This is a genomic window from Streptococcus sp. A25, from assembly GCF_043674095.1.
Taxonomy (GTDB): Bacteria; Bacillota; Bacilli; order Lactobacillales; family Streptococcaceae; genus Streptococcus; species Streptococcus suis_V.
In genome coordinates, this window is the sequence record NZ_JBIMJO010000003.1 from 30,690 (window position 1) to 51,670 (window position 20,981).

General features: G+C 42.5%; 25 protein-coding genes. 5 read left to right on the forward strand and 20 right to left on the reverse strand.

Features of this window, described 5'->3' with window-relative positions; translation table 11 throughout:
• Positions 1 to 88: 88 nt before the first annotated feature.
• Together dhaQ and dhaS are read right to left on the reverse strand one after the other, a co-directional pair.
• Positions 89 to 1,084, reverse strand: coding sequence for a DhaKLM operon coactivator DhaQ (gene dhaQ, locus ACHBID_RS01900; protein WP_105160277.1), 996 nt, complete (start codon positions 1,082 to 1,084; stop codon positions 89 to 91).
• The gene (gene dhaS / locus ACHBID_RS01905) at positions 1,081 to 1,635 is read right to left on the reverse strand and encodes a dihydroxyacetone kinase transcriptional activator DhaS (protein WP_105122619.1); all 555 of its coding nucleotides are present in this window, start codon (positions 1,633 to 1,635) and stop codon (positions 1,081 to 1,083) included. The genes dhaQ and dhaS overlap by 4 nt, the downstream gene beginning before the upstream one ends.
• Positions 1,636 to 1,782: 147 nt before the next feature.
• Here dhaS and dhaK point away from each other — a divergent pair, with 147 nt between their 5' ends.
• Together dhaK and dhaL are read left to right on the forward strand one after the other, a co-directional pair.
• On the forward strand, positions 1,783 to 2,772 hold the full coding sequence (gene dhaK / locus ACHBID_RS01910) for a dihydroxyacetone kinase subunit DhaK (RefSeq protein WP_105111700.1): 990 nt from the start codon (positions 1,783 to 1,785) through the stop codon (positions 2,770 to 2,772).
• Between the two features lie 10 nt (positions 2,773 to 2,782).
• Positions 2,783 to 3,361, forward strand: coding sequence for a dihydroxyacetone kinase subunit DhaL (gene dhaL / locus ACHBID_RS01915; RefSeq protein ID WP_105111701.1), 579 nt, complete (start codon positions 2,783 to 2,785; stop codon positions 3,359 to 3,361).
• A 310-nt stretch (positions 3,362 to 3,671) separates the two neighbouring features.
• Here the strand turns inward: dhaL and ACHBID_RS01920 are convergent, their stop codons facing one another.
• The 11 genes from ACHBID_RS01920 to ACHBID_RS01970 all read right to left on the reverse strand — a co-directional run bounded on the left by ACHBID_RS01920 (position 3,672) and on the right by ACHBID_RS01970 (position 9,844).
• Entirely contained in the window at positions 3,672 to 4,097 is a 426-nt protein-coding gene (locus ACHBID_RS01920) for an ArpU family phage packaging/lysis transcriptional regulator (protein ID WP_394731547.1), read from the reverse strand.
• Positions 4,098 to 4,111: 14 nt separating this feature from the next.
• Complete coding sequence (locus tag ACHBID_RS01925; RefSeq protein ID WP_394731548.1) at positions 4,112 to 4,522, reverse strand: transcriptional regulator; 411 nt, start codon at positions 4,520 to 4,522, stop codon at positions 4,112 to 4,114.
• A 456-nt stretch (positions 4,523 to 4,978) separates the two neighbouring features.
• On the reverse strand, positions 4,979 to 5,521 hold the full coding sequence (locus ACHBID_RS01930) for a hypothetical protein (RefSeq protein ID WP_394731549.1): 543 nt from the start codon (positions 5,519 to 5,521) through the stop codon (positions 4,979 to 4,981).
• Between the two features lie 180 nt (positions 5,522 to 5,701).
• Entirely contained in the window at positions 5,702 to 6,595 is an 894-nt protein-coding gene (locus tag ACHBID_RS01935; RefSeq protein WP_394731550.1) for a DnaD domain protein, read from the reverse strand.
• A 77-nt stretch (positions 6,596 to 6,672) separates the two neighbouring features.
• Complete coding sequence (locus ACHBID_RS01940) at positions 6,673 to 6,825, reverse strand: hypothetical protein (RefSeq protein ID WP_162840656.1); 153 nt, start codon at positions 6,823 to 6,825, stop codon at positions 6,673 to 6,675.
• Complete coding sequence (locus ACHBID_RS01945) at positions 6,822 to 7,097, reverse strand: XRE family transcriptional regulator (protein ID WP_394731551.1); 276 nt, start codon at positions 7,095 to 7,097, stop codon at positions 6,822 to 6,824. Before ACHBID_RS01945 ends, ACHBID_RS01940 begins: the two co-directional genes overlap by 4 nt.
• A complete protein-coding gene (locus ACHBID_RS01950) occupies positions 7,087 to 7,425 on the reverse strand; it encodes a hypothetical protein (protein WP_394731552.1) in 339 nt (112 codons plus the stop codon). Before ACHBID_RS01950 ends, ACHBID_RS01945 begins: the two co-directional genes overlap by 11 nt.
• A gap of 132 nt (positions 7,426 to 7,557) precedes the next feature.
• Entirely contained in the window at positions 7,558 to 7,773 is a 216-nt protein-coding gene (locus tag ACHBID_RS01955) for a hypothetical protein (protein ID WP_394731553.1), read from the reverse strand.
• A gap of 487 nt (positions 7,774 to 8,260) precedes the next feature.
• A complete protein-coding gene (locus tag ACHBID_RS01960; protein WP_394731554.1) occupies positions 8,261 to 8,887 on the reverse strand; it encodes a Rha family transcriptional regulator in 627 nt (208 codons plus the stop codon).
• A gap of 3 nt (positions 8,888 to 8,890) precedes the next feature.
• The gene (locus ACHBID_RS01965) at positions 8,891 to 9,634 is read right to left on the reverse strand and encodes a BRO family protein (RefSeq protein ID WP_394731555.1); all 744 of its coding nucleotides are present in this window, start codon (positions 9,632 to 9,634) and stop codon (positions 8,891 to 8,893) included.
• Between the two features lie 39 nt (positions 9,635 to 9,673).
• Positions 9,674 to 9,844: a helix-turn-helix transcriptional regulator gene (locus tag ACHBID_RS01970; RefSeq protein ID WP_394731600.1), complete on the reverse strand. Its 171-nt coding sequence runs from the start codon at positions 9,842 to 9,844 to the stop codon at positions 9,674 to 9,676.
• 158 nt (positions 9,845 to 10,002) lie between these two features.
• Between ACHBID_RS01970 and ACHBID_RS01975 the strand changes: the two genes are divergently transcribed.
• The 3 genes from ACHBID_RS01975 (at position 10,003) to dhaM (ending at position 13,171) form a co-directional block, all read left to right on the forward strand.
• Positions 10,003 to 10,791 carry a helix-turn-helix domain-containing protein gene (locus tag ACHBID_RS01975; protein ID WP_394731556.1) on the forward strand — a complete coding sequence of 263 codons (789 nt, stop codon included), beginning with the start codon at positions 10,003 to 10,005 and terminating at the stop codon, positions 10,789 to 10,791.
• A gap of 763 nt (positions 10,792 to 11,554) precedes the next feature.
• Positions 11,555 to 12,700: a site-specific integrase gene (locus ACHBID_RS01980; RefSeq protein WP_222291640.1), complete on the forward strand. Its 1,146-nt coding sequence runs from the start codon at positions 11,555 to 11,557 to the stop codon at positions 12,698 to 12,700.
• A gap of 96 nt (positions 12,701 to 12,796) precedes the next feature.
• Positions 12,797 to 13,171 carry a dihydroxyacetone kinase phosphoryl donor subunit DhaM gene (gene dhaM / locus ACHBID_RS01985; RefSeq protein ID WP_105111702.1) on the forward strand — a complete coding sequence of 125 codons (375 nt, stop codon included), beginning with the start codon at positions 12,797 to 12,799 and terminating at the stop codon, positions 13,169 to 13,171.
• A 357-nt stretch (positions 13,172 to 13,528) separates the two neighbouring features.
• On the opposite strand, the gene ACHBID_RS01990 is transcribed toward dhaM, so the two are convergent.
• The 7 genes from ACHBID_RS01990 to ACHBID_RS02020 all read right to left on the reverse strand — a co-directional run bounded on the left by ACHBID_RS01990 (position 13,529) and on the right by ACHBID_RS02020 (position 20,949).
• Positions 13,529 to 15,382 (reverse strand): proline--tRNA ligase, encoded by a 1,854-nt coding sequence (locus tag ACHBID_RS01990; RefSeq protein WP_394731557.1) that lies wholly within the window; start codon positions 15,380 to 15,382, stop codon positions 13,529 to 13,531.
• Positions 15,383 to 15,906: 524 nt separating this feature from the next.
• Positions 15,907 to 17,166 (reverse strand): RIP metalloprotease RseP, encoded by a 1,260-nt coding sequence (rseP, locus tag ACHBID_RS01995; protein WP_394731558.1) that lies wholly within the window; start codon positions 17,164 to 17,166, stop codon positions 15,907 to 15,909.
• A 9-nt stretch (positions 17,167 to 17,175) separates the two neighbouring features.
• On the reverse strand, positions 17,176 to 17,982 hold the full coding sequence (locus ACHBID_RS02000) for a phosphatidate cytidylyltransferase (RefSeq protein ID WP_394731559.1): 807 nt from the start codon (positions 17,980 to 17,982) through the stop codon (positions 17,176 to 17,178).
• A gap of 9 nt (positions 17,983 to 17,991) precedes the next feature.
• On the reverse strand, positions 17,992 to 18,747 hold the full coding sequence (locus tag ACHBID_RS02005) for an isoprenyl transferase (protein ID WP_105111706.1): 756 nt from the start codon (positions 18,745 to 18,747) through the stop codon (positions 17,992 to 17,994).
• A 112-nt stretch (positions 18,748 to 18,859) separates the two neighbouring features.
• Positions 18,860 to 19,183 (reverse strand): preprotein translocase subunit YajC, encoded by a 324-nt coding sequence (gene yajC, locus ACHBID_RS02010; RefSeq protein ID WP_170241985.1) that lies wholly within the window; start codon positions 19,181 to 19,183, stop codon positions 18,860 to 18,862.
• Positions 19,184 to 19,276: 93 nt separating this feature from the next.
• Positions 19,277 to 19,612 (reverse strand): hypothetical protein, encoded by a 336-nt coding sequence (locus ACHBID_RS02015; protein WP_105122234.1) that lies wholly within the window; start codon positions 19,610 to 19,612, stop codon positions 19,277 to 19,279.
• 44 nt (positions 19,613 to 19,656) lie between these two features.
• Positions 19,657 to 20,949, reverse strand: a complete 1,293-nt coding sequence (locus ACHBID_RS02020; protein ID WP_394731560.1) for an adenylosuccinate synthase — start codon at positions 20,947 to 20,949, stop codon at positions 19,657 to 19,659.
• Positions 20,950 to 20,981: the final 32 nt, after the last annotated feature.

Here is a 20,981-nt window from a genome sequence, read left to right on the forward strand (position 1 = left end):
CCTTTGAATGTTGTTAGGATTATTTTACCACAATCCAGCCCAATTTTCGAGGGGAAGACTATGGCAAGTCCTGACAGCATTCACCTTTCTACCAGGCAGCCGCATCCGTATCCGCCAGCAGATAATCCAGCCACTTACGGTCTTTCAAGCGACAGAGGGTCACCGAAATCCCAGCCATGTCTAAGCTGGTCATCAATCTTCCCTGCTTGATAAAAGGAAGCTGCAGGCCCTGCAAATCTAGAAATTGGCAGATAGCATTCGTGAAGATACCCAATTCCAACTCTGAAACGGTACCCAAATTGTTGACCAAAAGGATATAATCTTCACCCTCTCGCCAGTGGAATTTTATCTTTAATTTGTTGACGATTTCATTGGCCAACTGCTCAGCCGATTCAAAAGTGACCGTCCGGTAACCTTCCTCCCCGTGAATCCCCATGCCGTAGGAAATCTTGCCCTTTTCCAGCTGAAAGAGGGGTTGGTCATGCCCAGGAAAATGAGCAGACCTGGTCGCAAAGCCAATGGTAGCAATCTCCGTCGCCAATTCTAGGCCAAGGGCCTCCAGTTCAGCCAAACTGGCCCCAGCCTGAGCCGCAGCACCTAAGATTTTATGCAAGAAAATAGTGCCCGCCAGCCCCCGATGCCGCATCTGAAATTGCTTTTTGGGCTCGACAGAAATATCATCGTGGGAAACAATATAGCGGACATCGATTCCTTCCTGACGCGCCTGTTTAATGGCCTGGCCGAAGTCTGCTAAATCAGCCTCGAAATTCTTGACAATGACAAAGACACCCTGGCCTCTATTGATATGGCGGATGGCTCTTAAAATCTGCTCTGGAGTCGGTGGAATAAAGATTTTCCCATAGACAGCGGCAGTCAGCATACCCTCACCGACAAAACCAATATGAGCCGGTTCATGCCCGGAACCACCACCCGACAAAATCGGCACCCGGTCCTCGGCCTGATGTTTATCCACAATAATGGGATAATTCTCCAGTTGCTCCAAATGAGGATGAGCCAGCAAGAGCCCATCTATATAGGATTGTAGCAAGTCTTCCTCCTGATAAAATAATGGCAATTGACTCATTGTCCTCTCCCTCCTTCAAGTGATTGCAACAAGACGGAAACTAGGTTCCGATAGGAAGTATGTAGCTGGTGATTGGGGTCAACCACCCCCGCCTCAATAAAGCCCACCAAACCCTTGGTATGGTAGGCTAATAGGAAGAGCCTTAACGACCCTACTACTTCTACCTCTTGCTTAACAGACCACTCATCTATGATTTTTTCCAACAAAAGCCTAACATAGTCAGATAAATAGCTCCTGAAGTCATTCTGCTCATTGACTGAAAAAATCCGTGCATAAAAAGACTGGTTGCTGTCGAAATAGTAAAGTAACTCATCCAACAACTTCCATCCACTAATATAATTCAAATTATCCGTAATCTGCTCTTCCAGCTCCGTCTTAAAAATCCAATCTAAGAGCTCATACTTGTCTAGGAAATGATTGTAGAAGGTCTGGCGACGGATAGCAGCCTCCTGCATAACCTCTACCACAGACACCTTCTCAAATCCCTTTTCAATCAACTGCTTTTTAAATGCCTTTGCGATGCGCTTTTTGGTCAGCAATGAAGTGCCCATGCTGCCTCCCTTCTGGTCTCTCCTATCTTATTATACATTATCAGATACACTTATGTAAAAAAAGGGACAAAATTGACCAATTGTCCCTTTAATTTGTCTACACAATACAATATAATAATCTTAGTATTATATCACGGAGGTTTTCTCATGAAAAAAATTATCAATCAACCTGAAAATGTTGTTGACGAAATGCTCAATGGCCTGGTCTTTATGCACAATGACCTGGTAGAACGTCTAGAGGGCTTTGAAGTCATAGTCCGCAAGGCAGAAAAGACTGGCAAGGTCGGTATCATCTCTGGAGGAGGCTCTGGCCACGAACCATCTCATGCAGGCTTTGTCGGTAAAGGTATGCTGTCTGCTGCTGTCTGTGGCGCAGTATTTACCTCCCCAACACCGGACCAAATCCTAGAGGCAATCAAGGCAGCTGATGAAGGTGCCGGGGTCTTCATGGTCATCAAGAACTACTCTGGTGACATCATGAACTTTGAAATGGCCCAAGAATTGGCAGAAATGGAAGGCATCGAGGTTGCAAGTGTAGTTGTCGACGATGATATTGCCGTGGAAAATAGCCTCTATACCCAAGGTCGACGCGGGGTTGCTGGAACCATCCTAGTTCATAAAATTCTCGGACATGCTGCTGAACAAGGCCAGTCTCTCGCTGCCATCAAAGAGTTGGCCGACAAATTAGTTCCACAGATTAAGACAATTGGTCTGGCCCTATCTGGTGCAACCGTTCCTGAAGTAGGAAAACCTGGCTTCGTTTTAGAAGAAGATGAGTTTGAATATGGGGTCGGCATCCACGGCGAACCTGGCTATAAGAAGGAAAAATTGCAACCGTCCGCAACATTGGCAGCCGAATTGGTTGAAAAATTAGCCCAAGGCTTTGAGCTCAAAGAAGGCGAACATTACGGTCTTCTCATCAATGGTCTAGGCGCAACCCCACTCATGGAGCAGTATGTCTTTGCCAACGACGTAGCTAAACTATTGCTGGAAAAAGGCATTGAGGTAGACTACAAGAAAATCGGCGATTACATGACATCAATTGATATGGCTGGCCTATCATTGACCCTTATAAAATTAGAAGAACCAAGCTGGATAGAGGCTTTAAACGCCCCTGTACAAGTAGCCGGCTGGTAGGAGAAAAACTATGGATGTAAGAACAGCATTGGCTTGGATGACACGATTCAACGAAAAAATTCAAGCAAACAAGGATTACCTAAGCGAGCTGGACACCCCTATTGGTGATGGTGACCATGGAGGCAATATGGCCCGTGGGATGGCTGCTGTGATGACTGAACTGGATGGCAAGGAATTTGCCAGTGCGGACCAGATTTTTAAAATTGTAGCCATGCAACTACTCAGTAAGGTAGGTGGTGCCTCTGGTCCCCTCTACGGTTCGGCCTTTATGGGTTTGTCCAAGGCTAGCCAAGCTGGTGCTGAACTGGCTTCTATGTTACAAGAAGGCCTGGATATGATTCAAAAACGCGGCAAGGCGGAGCTGGGCGAAAAAACCATGGTCGACGTCTGGACCCCTGTCATCTCTGCCATTAGGGAAGACAAACTCACTTCTAATCTGATTCAGGAAATTGTCCAAGCTACTGCTGATACACTTGCGACTAAGGGACGTGCTTCCTATGTTGGCGAACGTTCTGTCGGCCACATCGATCCTGGTTCTTACTCATCTGGCCTACTCTTTGAATCCCTCCTGGAGGTGACAGGTTCATGACAAAAACTGGCATTATAAGTATTGCTTAACTTTTTATGTCTTTACAAGTCCTAAACCTTTGATATTACTGACTTTTTGAAAAATCACTATTTCTTTATATTTCCTTATGTTCCCCCTCAAGGTGAACAAAAAGGCGAACAAATTTTACAAAGAAAAAAAGGTTATCAAAGGGCGATAACCTAAAAAAATCACGAGTTCAGCAGGCAAGTAACTAGCGTATCAATTCGATACGCTTTTTTTGATTGCTGATAAGTGTATTATACCATGTTTTTACTGTATTCTACTGTGTTTTACTGTATTCGTTCGTCAATTAGCCCTGACCGTCTTTATACTGCAACAATTCCCCATTCTTGAATATACAAGCAAAGTCTAACAGTGCTGTTTGCAATGTTTCGTAAAATGCTGACTTTCCCATGTAAAAACCTTCATAGAGTGACAAACCTGTTTTCTGACGCTTGATATACTTTTCTGTCAGTATGTCACTGTGTAACTTATCCAAGTTTGAGATAGCTCGCTCTATCTCTTCCACTTCCTGGCTCACTGCGATAGCGTTCAGTAATCTATCTTCTTGCGTGTTTCTGGTCGTTCCTGATTTTACCTTATCCGATACATTCCAACTGCTTTGTAAAGTGGTGGTAGTGCGTGCTATGGTTTTCAATCGTGGATATTGTTTCAAATACCGCTTAGTAATTGCTATGGTTTTCTTTTCGTCTATCATCGTATCTAAAAAAATCAAACTAGCGCCCTCCATCATGTCCAACCCCAATAGTCTGCAAAGATTTCTGTAATTCGCTCCAAGCGTTTCTGCGTTGATTTCAAGCTTGTTCCTGTTAATTTAGCGATTTCTTCGGGTGTGCGTTCATGTATCCAACGTAGTTCAAACACTAGCGTCATTGTGTCGTCTAATAGCTCTATCGTAGCTTCTACGGCGTTCAATTGGCACTCTAACCCTTTCAGCTTTATATCACTGTCAAAGCGTTCTACAAGCCACTCTGTGCGTTTAATCACTCGGTTGGTTTTGCTAGCCCCTATGTTTATGTCGGTACTGTGTTCGGTTTCTATTTCCAGCTTTCTTCTCGCTATCCTGCTCGGTAGATGTCTATAGTTCATTAAAACACCATCAAGAAATTTATATTGATTATTTGATAAAACCAACTGCATACCCTCCAACTGTGATATAATAGTTTTAGAATTTGTATTCACAAAAAGTCAGTATTGGGGTGCTGGCTTTTTTTGTTTTCTCGGGGTTCGCTCGGGGCTTAATCACGCGCCACCGTCTTTTAGAATTATAAAACGTTCGGATATTCGTCGTTTTGAAAAATCAAAAAACGTTCCATATTTTTGCACCCTTTCAACCCTGCGGATGCTTGATAGTGCTAGCTTTTTAGCCCCAACCGTTCCGTCATTATTTGTTTTGTAAAGCGAACGTTTGTAGTATTCGTTCGTTTTGGAAATTGCCAAAGTACTTCAGCCCTATAGCTATTTTCAAACTTAGGTTTTCTTAGTATTGCCTATATAGATTTGATTGTAGTATTTTGTAGTATCTTTTATCTGTTTTTTATCTGAGGTTTTTTGAGGTTAGCAAAAACGGCAAAAAGAGGCGGTTGCCTCTCTCTGCTATTCTGCCTCAGCGTTGTAATAAGCAAGCCCGCTATATTCGTTGTCTTCGTCCAGTGACTTGAGTAGCCCTACACCCTTAGCGCCAATTAAGTCTAGTGTTGAGTAGCCTGTCTCTGAATCCATTGGAATAGGGTCATCGCTTAGCAAACGTTCTCCATAGTCTATTAACTCCAGTTCATAAGCCACCACCTTTTTCAGTAGGCTGTCAAAGTCTTCTGACTGTTTGAGTTGTTCCGTGCGTTCCAGGCGGTACTGGTCTTCAAGTTTTTGCTCAGGGTCGGTGTAGTAGTCTTGGAAACTGTCACAAATCCGCTTGAAGGTTTCAGTAAGTTCAGTATCTGCCACATATTCCACCACCAAACGGTTGTGATCTCCGCCCACTTTTTCATTATCATAATACACTTCAATAGCTGGTTGCTCAAATGTTCCTGTCATGTAGCCCATAAGCGCGTGCCCTGCAACTTGTGCGGTGTCGTGGTCTTTGAAGGTGTAGTTGAATGTAAATGTGTTTGGTGTGTCTGAAATAGTTTTTAGTGTCATGTTGTTTGTTCCTTTCGTTTTTAAATAGTCCTATTAGCCGTTTTTAGCACTCAAAATCTTCTCTGGTATATTTACCTTTGGGAAGTATTTCAAGTTGATTAAGGTGTGTTCCTGTGTCTTAAAATTGATTATAGGAGCTTCCTCATTGTTTGTATTGTTTCATTCTGAATAGTTTTGAACTCATGGTGACGGGTGTTCTAGTTCTGCCGTTGTAGACAAGACTTTTTGTCTTTCCCATTCTTCGAACGTAAATATGTTTTCTTTTTCTAAATTCTGTAAAGACTTGGTAATGTATGCAACTGAATTAGCTTCATGTAGACTGGCTTGTTTGTATATCTCTTTCACTAATAGCCTTTCAAACTTAGAAAGTTGTTTTTTAATTGTGTTAACTTCGTAAGTGTCTGGCTCACGATTGAAAGAGTAGTAGGTTAAGCCTGCAATAAATTCTTCATCAGTAGCATTTTCTAAAAAGTCATCGCTTGTAGTGTCAGCAAAGTAACTAACGTTAGATAAAAATATTTTTATTGTTGATGTTAGTTCATCAAAATCAAAGAGATAAGTATTTTTTTGACTTTGACTATCACTATCCTCTACTGACCTATCTTTCATTTGATTTTCTTTTCTTTGATTATCTTCTCTTTGACTATCTTTTCTTTGATTATCTTTGATTATATTGGGGCGACAATTTGTTAACATTTTGTTAACATTTTGTTGACTGCTTTCTAACCGTTGATTTTCCGCTATTCTTGGGTTTATTTCTTTGTCTTCGTCACTCAGTAAATGCTGATAAATACTTTTCTTGTAGTGGTTTTTCTGAATTGTGTTTTGTTCAAAGAAATCAACCATAAAATAAACCATTTCATCATTTAGGGGTTTGATGAACTTTCTTACAACCAAAAGCCCTAAACTGTCATCGCTTGCCCCTATCATTCGTAAAACTGGGAAAGCTTCAACAATTCCATCATCATCGCTATTTTGGATTAAATGAAAGTATAGCGCTTGTGTATCTAGTGGTAGTTGTAAGAAACGCTGTTTCTGCGTGATTGTCTTACTGACCATTCTTCTATTTGCCAATTTCTTCTAGCTCCTCAATTCGGTTTTGTAGTTCAATGACAAGGTTTTCTAACTCGCCTGTGTAAAACTTGTTCATGTTACTTTCTCCGTTTCTTTTTCAGCTTCTTCAAACGTTGCTGTTCCTTGACCTGCTCGAAGGTCGGTCGGTGGTCTTTTGGGTGCGTGTTAACTTTATTTTTCAGTTTATAACTTCCTGCACTGCTAGCTGGGTGAAAATCGAACTTACTCATTTTTCAACCCCCAAAAATATCAAAATATCACTAACCCTATAAAATATTTTCTTAGCATCCTCTATCGGCGGTTGGTATCGTCTCAGTCCGTTTTTCTCCCACCGTTGCAAGGTCTTATATTCTATGTCTAGCTCTTTTTTGAGTTGCTGGGCTGTGATTAGTCCAGTTAACCTTGGTTTGACCATCTCACGCGCCTCCAGATAGTCCCCTATAAGCTCCAGAATGCCCGTTTTTAAGTCTGTTTCACTTTGTGCGGTCAGTTCAAGCCTCATCTCTGTACTTCCTCCAGTCTTGTAAATCTGCGGTCAGTAGCGCGTGGATACGCTTGTGCTCTTGGTCGTATTGGCGTTGGAGTGGTAGCACTCCCGCAAGTCGCTCCACTTCATTCTGGGGGATATAGTAGCCCCCTTGCTTGTTATCTCGGCCACCACAAACGGGTATGCCATAATCAACAATCAATTGGCGAATATGCTCCCGAATGGTTCGGATGTCCAAGCCTGTCAGCTTCTCAATGTCTGAGGCGGTGATTGGCAAGTCTATGCCAAGCGGTAGGAGCTTGAAAACTTTGTATAAGTGTGGTGGTAATTTGTTTTCTGTCATGCTTGTACCTCCAGACTAGCGATTTTGTGTTTTACCCAAAGCAATTTACTATCGTGTTCCATATCAAGATAACACTGCATTTCTTCCGATTTAGTATTTTTTAGTAATATTTCTGCTATTTGTTCAAGTTCTCTAAATGTCAGCATATTTTTCCTTTCTTATCTGCGTTTCTACTGCCTCAACTTGCTTTTTTATGGTAATTTCAACAAGATATAGGGAAAGCGGAAACTCCATATTATTGTGTGTTAAGGAATGTGATTTACATTCACTATCCTTAAGAATTATCCGAATATCGTATTTTTTGCTATATTCAATTAGTTCCAGCGGTGTTAATAAAACTAACTCCATATCTGCCCCCTAGTTGTAATATCTGCCTTGTGACTGTATATAAGCCCCGTAGTTAGCATTTGTCAGCCGTCTGGTGTTACTACCCTCTGGCTTGGGTTTAGGCTCTATATCAAGCTGAAAACTGCCTAAATGATGCCATAAGTAGATGACTACGGGTAATAACATAACAATCAGGCTCAAAGTCTGTTCTGGTGTTAGATTGAGTTCTTGCATTTTATAAATACCTCGTTTTCTCTGTAATTGGTTTTTACTATACGATTCAACACTATCCCAAACGCTGGGCGGTTGCCCCAAGTTGGCGAACATTTGAAATAGCGTGCTAGTTTTAAGGGTTAGCGCCCTCTGACTGTTCAAAATACCTAAATTGTGCTATAATATAGCCATACCACATTTCTAAAACCCTTATAGCTTGCCTGCTGAATTGTGTTTTAGTTATTTCCCTTAAAGGCTTTGCTGATTGGTCTCGGTAAGCCTTTTTTTGTTGTTCTCACGCGCCCTCTGGTGCGTTTTCTTTTGGTCTGAATACCATTGTTTTGATGTCTTGGTATGTCATGCCAAGGTTAATCATAGCAATAGCCATGTCTTCTAGTGCCTGGTATCTGATAAGCTCCTGACTGGTTAGGCTATCAATACCTGTCTTACCGCCACGTTTTGCCACTAACTGCTTTTTGTTCATTCCAGTAGTACCCCTTAGCAAAAGATTTGTAACGGTGCTATGCGCGTGTTTTGGTGCTTCCTGCCACGTCTCTATGCTGTCGTGTAAAGTCTTGCGCTTGGGCTTTTCCAGTGCCCTCTGGTAGCGGAATTGTGCCACCTCGTCACGCATTTCAAAGAATGCTCGGACTAGGCTCTCCTTAAAGTTTGCAACTTGCTCGGTATTCTTTAGAAAAGTGATTAGCAAAGTAGCCTGTTGCTCGTTTAAGATATAATCTTTTGACTGTTGACCGCTCTCCATAGCTTGGATTTTAAATCCAACCTTTCCGAAATGTTCAAAGCGTTCAAGGTTTTTCCTGATAGTGCGGGTTATTGTGTGGTGTTGCACCTCTGCGCATTCTGCTACAATACTGCTCAATGTATACGGCTCTTTCCGTCCGTCCATGTAAACTAATTCCATTGACTAACCTCCGATGACTGCCGCTAGCTTAGTCACTCGCTCAATCCCTGCGGTAATGTCTGCTAGGTTATCCATTTCCTGCACCTCAGCAAGTTTATTCTTGATATAAGTTAGGTCACTGATAGCTGGTAGGGGCTTTGTCGGTTGGTCTTGAATAAGTTCGCCCTGCATGTAGTAGCCGTTTACTCGAATTTCTTTCAAGATGTTTTTGACTACTTTTTTAAACTCTTTGGCTTTTGGTTTGCGTGATTGGAAAAGCACTTCATAAAGTCCAAACTCAGTTAACATGTTTACTTCTCGTTTTTGACCTGCCCTAGATATTACATAGGTCAGCTTTTCATCTTCATCAACCCTTTTTAGTAAGTCGGTTGTATTTTGTACTTCAATCATTTCAGCCACTTCAACGGCAATAAAAAGCGGGTTATCTTTGTTTCCATAAATTTCAAATGACTTATTTCCAAATTGTTGAGTAGCGATAACCTCGGTAGTCGGTTTCTTTTTCTTCATTTTTGACCAGTCGTAAAAATCTTCAAATGGTTCGATTGTGTTTTGTGTTGTCATGTCCTGCTTTACCTCTCTATAAAGTCTGTTTAATCGTTTTCGGCTCTCTTGGTTAGGTTTGTTTTTTCCTTTTGCCCACTTGCCAACTGTTCGGGGGTCTGTTCCGATACGCTGACCAATAGCAACCAAGTTCAGCCCGTGAGTGGTTCGCATTTCTTCAATGACTTTACTGTAGTTTCTCCTCATTGCTTGCCCGCTCCTTTCTTTACTTTTGCATACTTTTGGTTAAAAAAATATGTCTTCTAGTGTAATATCAGGGAACAATGGTAGAAGTAGCTGTTTAAACTTTAACTTTTCATCATCACTAAAAGAGTTTCTACCAACTTCTTTATTGTGATAACTTTGTTTTGTCATCCCTAACTTTTTGCCAAGTTGTTCCTGTGTCAACCCCAACATATTCCGATAACCTCGAATCTTGTTTTTTCTAGTCACTTAATCACCTCCTTTACTTTTGCATACTTAGACTATAACACCTTTCCAAAAATAAATCAATACTTTTCTTTACTTTTTTTAAAAAAAAGTTTATTATGTAGTTGTTAGGAGGTGTTTCCGTTATGAATAACAATATTCAAGTAGGAGAAAGAATCAAACAAATCCGCCTTTCATTGGGTGAATCTATGGAGAAGTTCGGGGAACGTTTTGAAACTTCCAAGGGAACTGTCAATAACTGGGAAAAAGGAAGGAATTTACCGAATAAAGAAAATCTTAAAAAAATAGCTGACTTACAAAATAAGTCAGTTGGTGAGTTATTATACGGTGACTACACTGATAGAATACTTGGTGAATTAAAAAACGTTTCATGGTTTTATGATTTTGAAGAAACAGACCTACACGAATTAGCCCAAAAGGTCAATGACTCAATAATAAATAAGTATGGGTATTTTCCTGATTTTTTATTGCCTAATGTCGATATATCTGGGTTTATTAGTTTTGCGCTCGATAATTTATTGACTAATAAAAAAATGTTTGAAATTTCTCCCGAATCATACTATAAAATCAATAGCATCCCCACCTACTATATAGAAAATGAAGACCCTGTAAACAATAGCTTCACTCTATCATCTTTTACAAATTTAGAAATTATCTTTAATGATTTTGAAACCGAAGAAGACTTAGATAAAATACAACTTAAGTATAGTACATTATTAGAAATAGACTATATAATCATTGATGATTATTTAGAAAAGATAACTTTTGAAGGATTAGAAAAGATTGAACGACCCCAATATAACATCTTTTTTAATGCTGATATAATAAATAAATTCAAAAAGAGTATTTCAAAGCAAGTTTTTGAATTTGCAAAAAAAGACCATGCTCTGATGCTTGAGCGGTTGAAAAACTAACCCCCTCACCACGTTCAAACACTCCTCTGGTACATTTACCCTACCAAGGTATTTCACGCGCCTAGGGGCTTTCTAGTGGACTGTGTGGAGTGAAAAAAGTCACGGTTAGTCACTAGCTGAAAAAGTCCGCAAAAGTCCGCATTAAAAAAGTCAGTTTTTGTCAGTTGCTGAAAATGTAGGTTTTTGTTGGTAGTTAAAAAAGTCAACATTAGTCAACATGAAAAAAAGTCGGATTTTGTAGGTAGCTGGAAAAACTCAACAAAACTCAATAGCTGAAAAAGTTAGGTTTTGTTAATAGCTGAAAAAAGTCAAGTTTTGTCAATCTATATATTTTAGTAAACTGTCTGCGGTCTTTAAGGACTCCGAAAACTCCGGAAACTTATCTCATTCGGCGCGTGATACTATCATCATGATACGAATACATAAAGCATTCTAAAAACATATTATTCTGGTACTTTGCTAGGTTTTAACGCTTCAAGGGTGGTTTGTGACCATCAAAGGTAAGATTAAACCATTTAACGACTGAATAAGAAAAGGGGTGGTATACCTTACCGTAACCTTACCGTTTTTTGAGATTTCAGGATATGCAAAATCTCACCATTTCTAACCCTGTCAAACGCTCCAAAATCGCCTGTATTCGCTTTTAGTTCTCTTCTGGTACATTTACCCTACCCACTTAAAACAAACGAAAATAGGGCTGTTCTCGTAAGCCTACGCATGATAAAACCTTTATAGCTTGCCTGCTGATGGAAAGGATAATATCATGAGAATAACCGAAATAAGAAAAAAAGACGGGTCAACCGTCTACCGTGCCAATATCTACCTGGGTGTGGATGTTGTCACTGGGAAAAAAGTAAAAACTAGTATAACGGGTAGGACAAAAACAGAAGTCAAGCAGAAAGCAAAGCAAGCACCATTGGAGTTCGTCAAAAATGGGTCAACGGTCAAGAAAGAAGTGGAGGTAAAAACCTATCAAGAATTGGCTGAATTATGGTTAGATAATTACAAACTAACAGTAAAGCCCCAAAGTTTTAAATTGACAAAAGGAATTGTACATAATCATCTTCTATCCACATTCGGGGATATGAAACTTGATAAGATAACTCTGCCACAAATACAAAGGCATCTCAATAATCTATCAGAAACTTTTGTCCATTTTGGTAATGTCCATTCTTTGAATCGTAGAATTTTACAGTATGGTGTAACGCTCCAGCTCTTGCCGTTTAATCCAGCTCGTGAAGTTATCATGCCAAAGGCTCGAAAACGTGAAAGCCATGCAATTAAATTCATAGAGTCCGAACACTTAAAAAAGTTTATGGGGTACATGAAAGAAAAATCGGTTGATAGCTATGTCTATTATTTTGAATATGTATTCTATAGCTTACTCCTTGCCACTGGTTGCCGTTTTGGTGAAGCTGTAGCATTAGAGTGGTCTGATATTGACTTTGAAAACGGTACGATTAGTATAACCAAGAATTACAGTAAATATGTTGACTTGGTAGGCACTCCAAAGAGTAAAGCAGGTATCAGGAATATAAGCATAGACAAAAAAACAATTAACCTCTTACGGCTTTATAAGAATAGACAAAGACAACTGTTTTTAGAGGTTGGAGTGCGTGCTTCGCCAGTGGTGTTTGCAACACCTACAAGAGAATACCAAGACTTGGCTATCAGACAAGATAGCTTAAAAAGGCGGTGCGCTAAAATTGGCATCCCTCGCTTTACCCTCCACGCTTTTCGTCATACTCACGCTAGTTTACTGCTGAACGCTGGTATCAGTTATAAAGAATTACAATATAGGCTAGGTCATTCAACCCTAGCTATGACCATGGATATATACAGTCACCTATCCAAAGACAAGGAAAAAGAGGCGGTTTCATATTACGAAAAAGCCATGAATAACCTTTAGGGTGAACATAAAGGTGAACAAATTACAAAATCAACTCAATACAAGGTTCTAGAAACCTTATTAAATCAACGTTTATAGACAATAAAGGAGTTAAACATGACAAAAACTGGCATTTTACTAGTCTCCCATTCCAAAAATCTTGCCCAGGGGATTATCGATTTAGTCTCGGAAGTAACTCAGGACGTTTCTTTGACCTACTGCGGTGGCTTGGAGGATGGTTCAATCGGCACTAGCTTTGAGACCGTCCAGGCAAAGTTAGAAGAAAATGATGCAGACACCATCTTAGCGTTTTTCGACCTAGGAAGCGCTCGGATGAATATCGAAATGGTTGCTGATTTTTCAGAAAAAGAAGTCCTGATTCAGACTGTTCCCGTCGTTGAAGGCTGCTATACAGCTGCCGCTCTCCTGCAGGCAGGAGCTGATTTAGAAACCATTTTGCACCAATTACAGGAGCTTGAAATCAAAAAATAGATTCATTATTAAAAGAGCCTGGGCAAAAAGCCTAGGCTCGTTTTCTTTAGTTTGTGTCAACATCTCAGCGCAGGGTTGATTGGCTTTCACAGTTTGGGGAACTGTGAAAGGTGGGAAATTGGGATTGTGAAACAATCCTCAGCACTTCGCGTTTTACGCTCCGAACCAGACCTTTACGTTATGATGCGAACTGAGTTCGCTCAATTTCCAACCTTCAACTGTCTCCCAAACAGTTGAAGCTGTGCGGGGAAAATGAACTCTCTTTTCATCTATCGAGTTCTTTCTCGCTCCCGAACTAAAAATCACATAATAAAATAGTTAGAGGCTGGACTTTATGCCCAACCTCTCCTTTATTTGTTACTTATTCAAAATTTTCAAAGTTTCCAAGAGCTGGTCGACATGGACTTCGACAGTGTCACCAGTGCCCTTGATTTTGACTTCGACCACGCCGTCGGCAGCTTTCTTACCGACGGTCACACGGATTGGCAAACCGATCAGGTCGCTGTCTGAGAATTTCACTCCGACGCGTTCATTGCGGTCATCGGTCAAGACTTCATAACCAGCACCGATTAAGCTAGCTTCGATTGACTGAGTTAATGCCATAGCTTCTTCGTCCTTAACATTGACTGGGATCAAATGTACATCAAACGGTGCCAATTCTTTAGGGAAGTTGATGCCCCAAGCATAACGGTATTCACCTTTTGGTGTCTTGTTAACAAAGAGACGAGCGTGTTGCTCAAGAACTGCTGACAAGAGACGACTAACACCGATTCCGTAGCATCCCATGATAATCGGCATAGAACGACCATTCTCATCCAAGATGTTGGCATTCATGCTATCTGAATAACGGGTACCCAGTTTGAAGATATGACCGATCTCAATACCGCGAGCAAAGTTGAGAACTCCGTGTCCATCTGGAGAAGGCTCCCCTTCCTTGACTTCACGAATATCCACATACTCAGTCACTTGGAAATCACGCCCTGCATTGGCACCTGTATAGTGGAAACCATCTTCGTTAGCACCAACTACAGCGTTCTTCACATCTTGCACTTTGCGGTCGGCGATAATCTTGATATTTTCTGGTAAACCAACTGGGCCGAGAGAACCAAAGCCTGCACCGAAGACTTTTTCTGCATCAGCTGGGCTTGCTACATCAAAGAAATCTGCTGCCAAGTGGTTTTTCAACTTGACATCGTTAACTTGATCATTGCCAACAAGGAGGGCAACAACTGGCTCACCGTCTGCCATAAAGAGCATAGTTTTGATAGTTTGTTCTTCCGCAACATTCAAGAAGGCAGCAACTTCGTCGATGGTTTTGGCATCTGGCGTCGCTACTTTAACCAAGTCTTCTTCGACGACAACTGCTGTACTTGGTTTGTACTCGCTAGTTGCCATTTCTAGGTTGGCAGCGTAACCAGACTCGCTAGAGTAGGCGATGGTGTCTTCACCAGACACAGACCATGCCAAGAGCTCTGCCTTGATCGCTTCAAGAACATCCTCTGGGATTTCCTCAAAAGAAGCAACCGACTTGTCGAAGACAACCCAACGGTCAAGATCGGTACGGTCTGGTGTAATAGCCATAAACTCCTGGCTATCCTTACCACCCATGGCACCACCGTCACCGATGATAGCTTTGAACTCCAGGCCTGCTCGAGTGAAAATCGCTTCATAGGCTGCCTTATAGTCATCGTAGGTCTGGTCCAAGCTTTCATAGCTAGCGTGGAAGCTATAACCGTCTTTCATGATGAACTCGCGACCACGGAGAAGACCGTTACGAGGGCGTTTTTCATCACGGTATTTTGGCTGGATTTGGTAGATGTTGAGCGGCAACTGTTTGTAAGACTGGACCGCATCACGCGCCAAAAGGGTCACGGTTTCTTCATGGGTTGGACCCAAGATAAAGTCGGAACCCTCGCGGTTTTTGAGCTTGTAAAGGTCGTCGCCGTAGGTATCGTAACGACCAGACTCGCGCCAAATGTCGGCTGACAAGAGAGCAGGCGCCAAAAATTCGATGGCGTCAATCTTGTCAAATTCCTCCCGCATGATATTTTTGGCTTTTTCAATCACACGGTTGGCCAACGGCAAGTAGCTGTAAATCCCAGCGGAAATCTGACGCACATAACCAGCACGCACCATAAGCGCATGACTGATGACCTGCGCATCAGAAGGCATCTCCCGAAGAGTCGGGATAATCAATTTAGATTGTTTCATATTAAGATACGGAGGTCGTAAAAAACGACTGAAAATTAGGAAACTGGCGCAATGTGCTTGCACATCAGTCAGTTTATCTATTTTCCGAGTTTTTAGACCGAGTTCAATTACGAACCTCCTCTGTTCCTTTCATCATTGGTTGTTAGGAAGACACAGGTTTCAGCCCGTGTTCAGTTCCTTTCATAGTTTTCAGAACATCCTACGTATAGCACGCATTCAATTCCTTTCGTAGCTTACTTGATTTAGAAGGCAGAGAATTCACTTTTCAAAACCCTCGCTGACGCTCGAGTTCAAATCTAAAAACTCTCTGTTCCTTTCTTTTTCTTAGTTTTCAGAACTTCCTGCGTTTATCACGCATTCAGTTCCTTTCTTTATTTTGAAAAAACAGAGACGAATGACTGGCGACGACTGAAAATTCCAAGCTGACGCTCGAGTTCAAATCAGTAACTCTCTGTCTTCCTTTCTTCTTTAGTTCCTGGAACATCTTGCCTAGAGCAGGCATTCAGTTCCTTGCAAATTTTATTTTAGAAAAATACCCGCATAATGTCATTCCAGGTCACGACCAGCATGAGGACGACCATGATTGCAACGCCTGCCAGCGTGATGTAGGATTCCGTTTCTGGCTTGAGCGGTTTGCGACGAATTCCTTCCAGGATATTCATAACAATTTTACCACCATCAAGGGCCGGAATCGGAATGAGATTGAAAATTCCTACGTTTATCGACAACGTAGCCATCAGTCCAATAATGGACATCCAACCATCTTGAGCCGCTTGATTGCTGACAGAGTAGATAGCCACAGGACCACCTAGTTGCTTGACATCAAAGCTGGCAATCAGATTTTTCAGGGCTGTGACAATCATGAGAGCTGTCGCTCCGGCCTGCTGGATACCACCAATAATCTTGTCCAAGACACCCGTCTTCAAAATAGGGGAAACACCTAGTCTGTAGGTGCCATCTTCCTGCTTGGCAGTCACAGACACATTCTTCTCAGTCCCGTCCTGCTCCACAAGCAAGTCAAACTTAGGAGCACTGCTAGCATCCTGCACTGCCTGCCCAATCACCTTAGAAATATCGGCGTAAGAATCTGTTGCCTGACCATTGACCGAGAGAATTTTATCTCCAGTCTCTAATCCAGCAGCTGCAAGGGCACTACCCTCTACAACTGTCACCTGATTGCTAGACGTATCGGCCACACCGCCCTGCATGAACATAAGCAGGATGAAGGCCAAAACACCGAGGATAAAGTTGTTCATGGGACCCGCAAAGTTAGTCATGAGCCGACCCCAGATCGTCGCATTTTGATACTGGACATCCAGCGGTGCAATGCGGACTTCCGTCCCATCTTCCTCGACAATGGTCGCGTCGTGGTCCACCTTATAGGTCTTGGTCTCATCCAGGACCAGACCAGTGATTTCCAGCCTATCTTCAAAGTCAAAGCCGGTCACATTCATGGGCAGACTGTTGACATCAAAGCCCTTACCCGATAGGTTGATTCGAGTCACAATGCCGTCTGAATTGAGGGTCAAACTGGCCGGTGTCCCGGTCTTAATCTCCGTCTTGTCCTCGCCCCAGCCAGCCATACGAACATAGCCGCCAAGCGGAAGAATACGAATCGTATAGGCCGTCCCGTCCTTGCCCGTATGAGCGAAAATTTTCGGACCCATACCAATGGCAAATTCCCGAACCAGGATGCCTGCTTTTTTGGCGAAATAGAAGTGACCAAATTCATGGATAACCACAATCACGCCAAAGATAAAAATAAATGCTAAAATTCCCTTCATGGAACCTCCTTAAAATAAGCCGAAGAAGTGCATGATTGGAAAGACAAAAATGACACTGTCAAAACGATCCAAGATACCGCCATGCCCTGGAATCAAATTACCAGAATCCTTGACACCAAAACGGCGCTTGATAGCACTCTCAACCAGATCTCCAAACTGGGCCACGACAGAAAATACAGCCGCCAAGACCAGCATCAAGGGAATTGAATAGACGTCACGAATTTCCTTGGAGAAGATGAGATAGATGGCTGCCACTACAACTGCCGAAGCAATTCCACCGAGAAAACCTTCAATAGATTTATTAGGTGATACCAGAGGAGCCAGCTTGCGTTTGCCAAACTGACGACCAAGCATATAGGCACCGATATCCGTCGCCCAGACAAGCAGCAGAGCAAAGAAAAGCTTGTTGAGACTATCCATACGCGCCAGGGCCAGATTGTGGAAACCAACCCCGATATAAAAACTGCTGGCAATAGGATAGACCACTTCTGAGTAAGTATAGGCGCCTGTATGGAAGACGATGGAACCCATCAGAATAAAGACAATGACCGTAAAGGCCACATAGTTCCCATCCGTCGGCAAAAATGGCAGATAGTTCTCAAGCGGAAGGGTCAAGACAAAACTCCCCAGCATGGCCAGGATACCCTCAATGGAATTAGGCGCCAGCTTGTACATCCGCATCAATTCCGCAGTAGCCAGCATGGCCAAGAGCCCCAGCACCAACTGGAAGGTCACCCCACCAATATATATAACAGGGATAAAGAGGGTCAGTGCAACGACCGCCGATATCACCCGTGTTCTTAGTTCCTTTGTCATCATTTCTCCTTACACACCACCAAATCTTCTGTGGCGACGATTGTATTCTTTTATGGCTAATAGCAGAGCTTCTCCATCAAAGTCCGGCCAGGCCACGTCAGTGAAGTAGAGCTCACTGTAGGCTATCTGCCAGGGCAAAAAATTACTGAGACGGAGTTCACCACTGGTCCGAATGACCAAATCAGGGTCTCGCAGGGAAACCGGCAAACTACCTGTATACAGATAATCAGCAATCAGCTTGTCATCAATATCCCCTGGATTGAACTTAGCATCCAAAATATCCTGCGAGATCGCCTTAATCGCACGAGACAGCTCATCACGACCGCCATAATTCAAGGCAAAATTGAGGATGAGGCCGGTATTTCTCCTGGTCTTTTCTTCTGCCATCCGCAGTGCCTTCAAGGTCGCTTCTGGCAGGCGAGAATGGTCACCAATCATCTGGATTTTCACATTGTTGGCATGAAGCTCCGGCACGTATTTATCGTAAAATTCAACCGGCAAATTCATGATAAATTTGACTTCCTTCTCAGGGCGGGACCAATTTTCCGTTGAGAAGGCATAGACTGTCAGGACCTTGACCCCTAGTTTAGACGCTGTTTTTGTTACCTTTTGCAGGGCATCCATACCGGCCTTATGACCCATAATCCGAGGCTGCATCCGTTTTTTGGCCCAGCGCCCATTCCCATCCATAATGATGGCAATATGTTTGGGCACCTCCACAGGCGTCTCAAACTTCTCTTTTTTCTTAAAATTCCACTTAAACATGACTTTTTCCTCAAGCTATAATCAGTCTATTATACCACAGTCTCTAGGTTTTAAGCAAAAAGCACATCATGAAGATAAGATAAAAACCAAGGTTTCCCCTGGTTTTTCGTCTTTATTCCTCAATAACTGATTCTTGAACTGGCTCAACCGTTTCTAGAGCTGGTTCTTCTGCTGCTACTGTTGTCGTGGTAGCCGGCGTCACACGATTGCGAATGGCTCCGCGTTCAAAAGTCAAATAGACACCGTCCACGTCCAGAACGACCTTCTTGTCGTCGATTTCATCAACGATACCAAACAAGCCACCTATGGTCACGATCTCGTCACCTTTTTTGATTTGACTAAGGGCGTCTTGGCGCTGTTTCTGTTGCTTACGCTGTGAATAAAACATGAAACCAACCATAGCCACCATGATTAGGGGTAAAAATAAACCTTCCATTTGTAAACCTCTTTATTTTATAGAATCTAGTAAAATCTATTATAGCAGAATATCAAAAAAGAACAAGTTCAGATAGAACTTGCCCTTCAATCTTTAATTTGAATATAGATCCAACACGGTTTCGGCAATCCAAAAAAGAGCTAGACCTGAACAAAGCAGCAATACCACCCCTACTATTATCAAAAAGGTTCTCCATCCTTTTGACAGTGGAGCAGAAATTCCATAACCAAGGCTAAAGCCAAATATAGGAAAAACCAAGGGTCCAATAAAGGGAAATAGGAGCAGACTTAGCAAGGAGCCTATCAAATAGTAACGATGTTGCTGTTTATCCTCCATACGTGGCAAACTCCAAGCAACCACGAAAACCAGGTAGCCCACCAATATGCTGAATAAGAACAGGACTCCAGTAACACCCAATATGAGGAACATACTATTTTTCTCCTCCTAACTCTACTGATTTCCCGCTCAATATCCTATTTAGAACTCCAGACACTTTCAAGGATGTTGGTTTGTTCGCGACCTGGTCCTACCGAGAAGGTTGAGATACGAACACCGACCAATTCGCTGATGCGACGAACATAGTTGCGAGCCGCTTCTGGCAATTCATCCAAACTACGCACACCTGTGATATCTTCTGACCAACCTGGCATTTCTTCGTAGATTGGTTTGCAGCGTTTGAGCTGTTCCAAGCTTGCTGGGTAGTGGTCAATACGCTCACCATCCAAGTCATAAGCCACGCAGATTTTCAAAGTCTCAAGTCCTGACAAAACGTCGATTGAGTTGAGGGACAAGTTGGTAATACCTGACACACGGCGGCTATGGCGCATGACCACTGAGTCAAACCAACCGACACGGCGTGGACGACCTGTGGTCGTGCCGTACTCTTTACCGATTTCACGGATACGGTCTCCGATTTCATCGTGCAATTCAGTTGGGAATGGTCCGTCACCAACACGGCTAGTGTAGGCCTTACATACGCCGACAACCTTGTCAATCTTGCTTGGTCCGACACCACTACCGATGGTCACACCACCAGCAACTGGGTTCGAAGAAGTAACGAATGGATAGGTACCTTGGTCAATATCCAACATAACCCCTTGGGCACCTTCAAACAAGACACGTTTGCCTTGATCCAAAGCATCGTTGAGGATGACAGACGTATCGGTCACATATTGCTTGATTTCTTGACCGTAGGCGTAGTATTCTTCAAAGATTTCGTCGAATTCGATTGGCGTTGATTCATACATTTTCTCAAACAAACGGTTTTTCTCAGCCAAGTTTGTTTTCAAGCGCTCTGCAAAAATCTCCTTGTCCAAGAGGTCTGCAATACGGATACCAACACGAGCTGCCTTGTCCATGTAAGCTGGACCGATACCCTTGTTGGTTGTACCAATCTTGTTCTCACCTTTGGATTCTTCCTGCAACTGGTCCAATTTGATGTGATAAGGCAAGATGACGTGTGCGCGGTCTGAAATCCGCAAATTATCTGTCGTCACACCTGAATCATGGAGGTAGTTGATTTCCTTCACCAAGGATTTTGGATTGACAACCACACCATTTCCGATAACCGAAATCTTTTCTGGGAAGAAAATTCCAGACGGAATCAAGTGCAACTTATACTTGGTGCCGTCGATAACGATAGTATGTCCTGCATTATCTCCACCTTGATAGCGCGCGATTACTTCAGCATTAGCAGACAAGAAGTCTGTAATTTTACCCTTACCTTCGTCGCCCCATTGGGTTCCTACAACAACTACTGATGTCATATTCACTCTTTCTCTGAACTGGCTGACCAGTC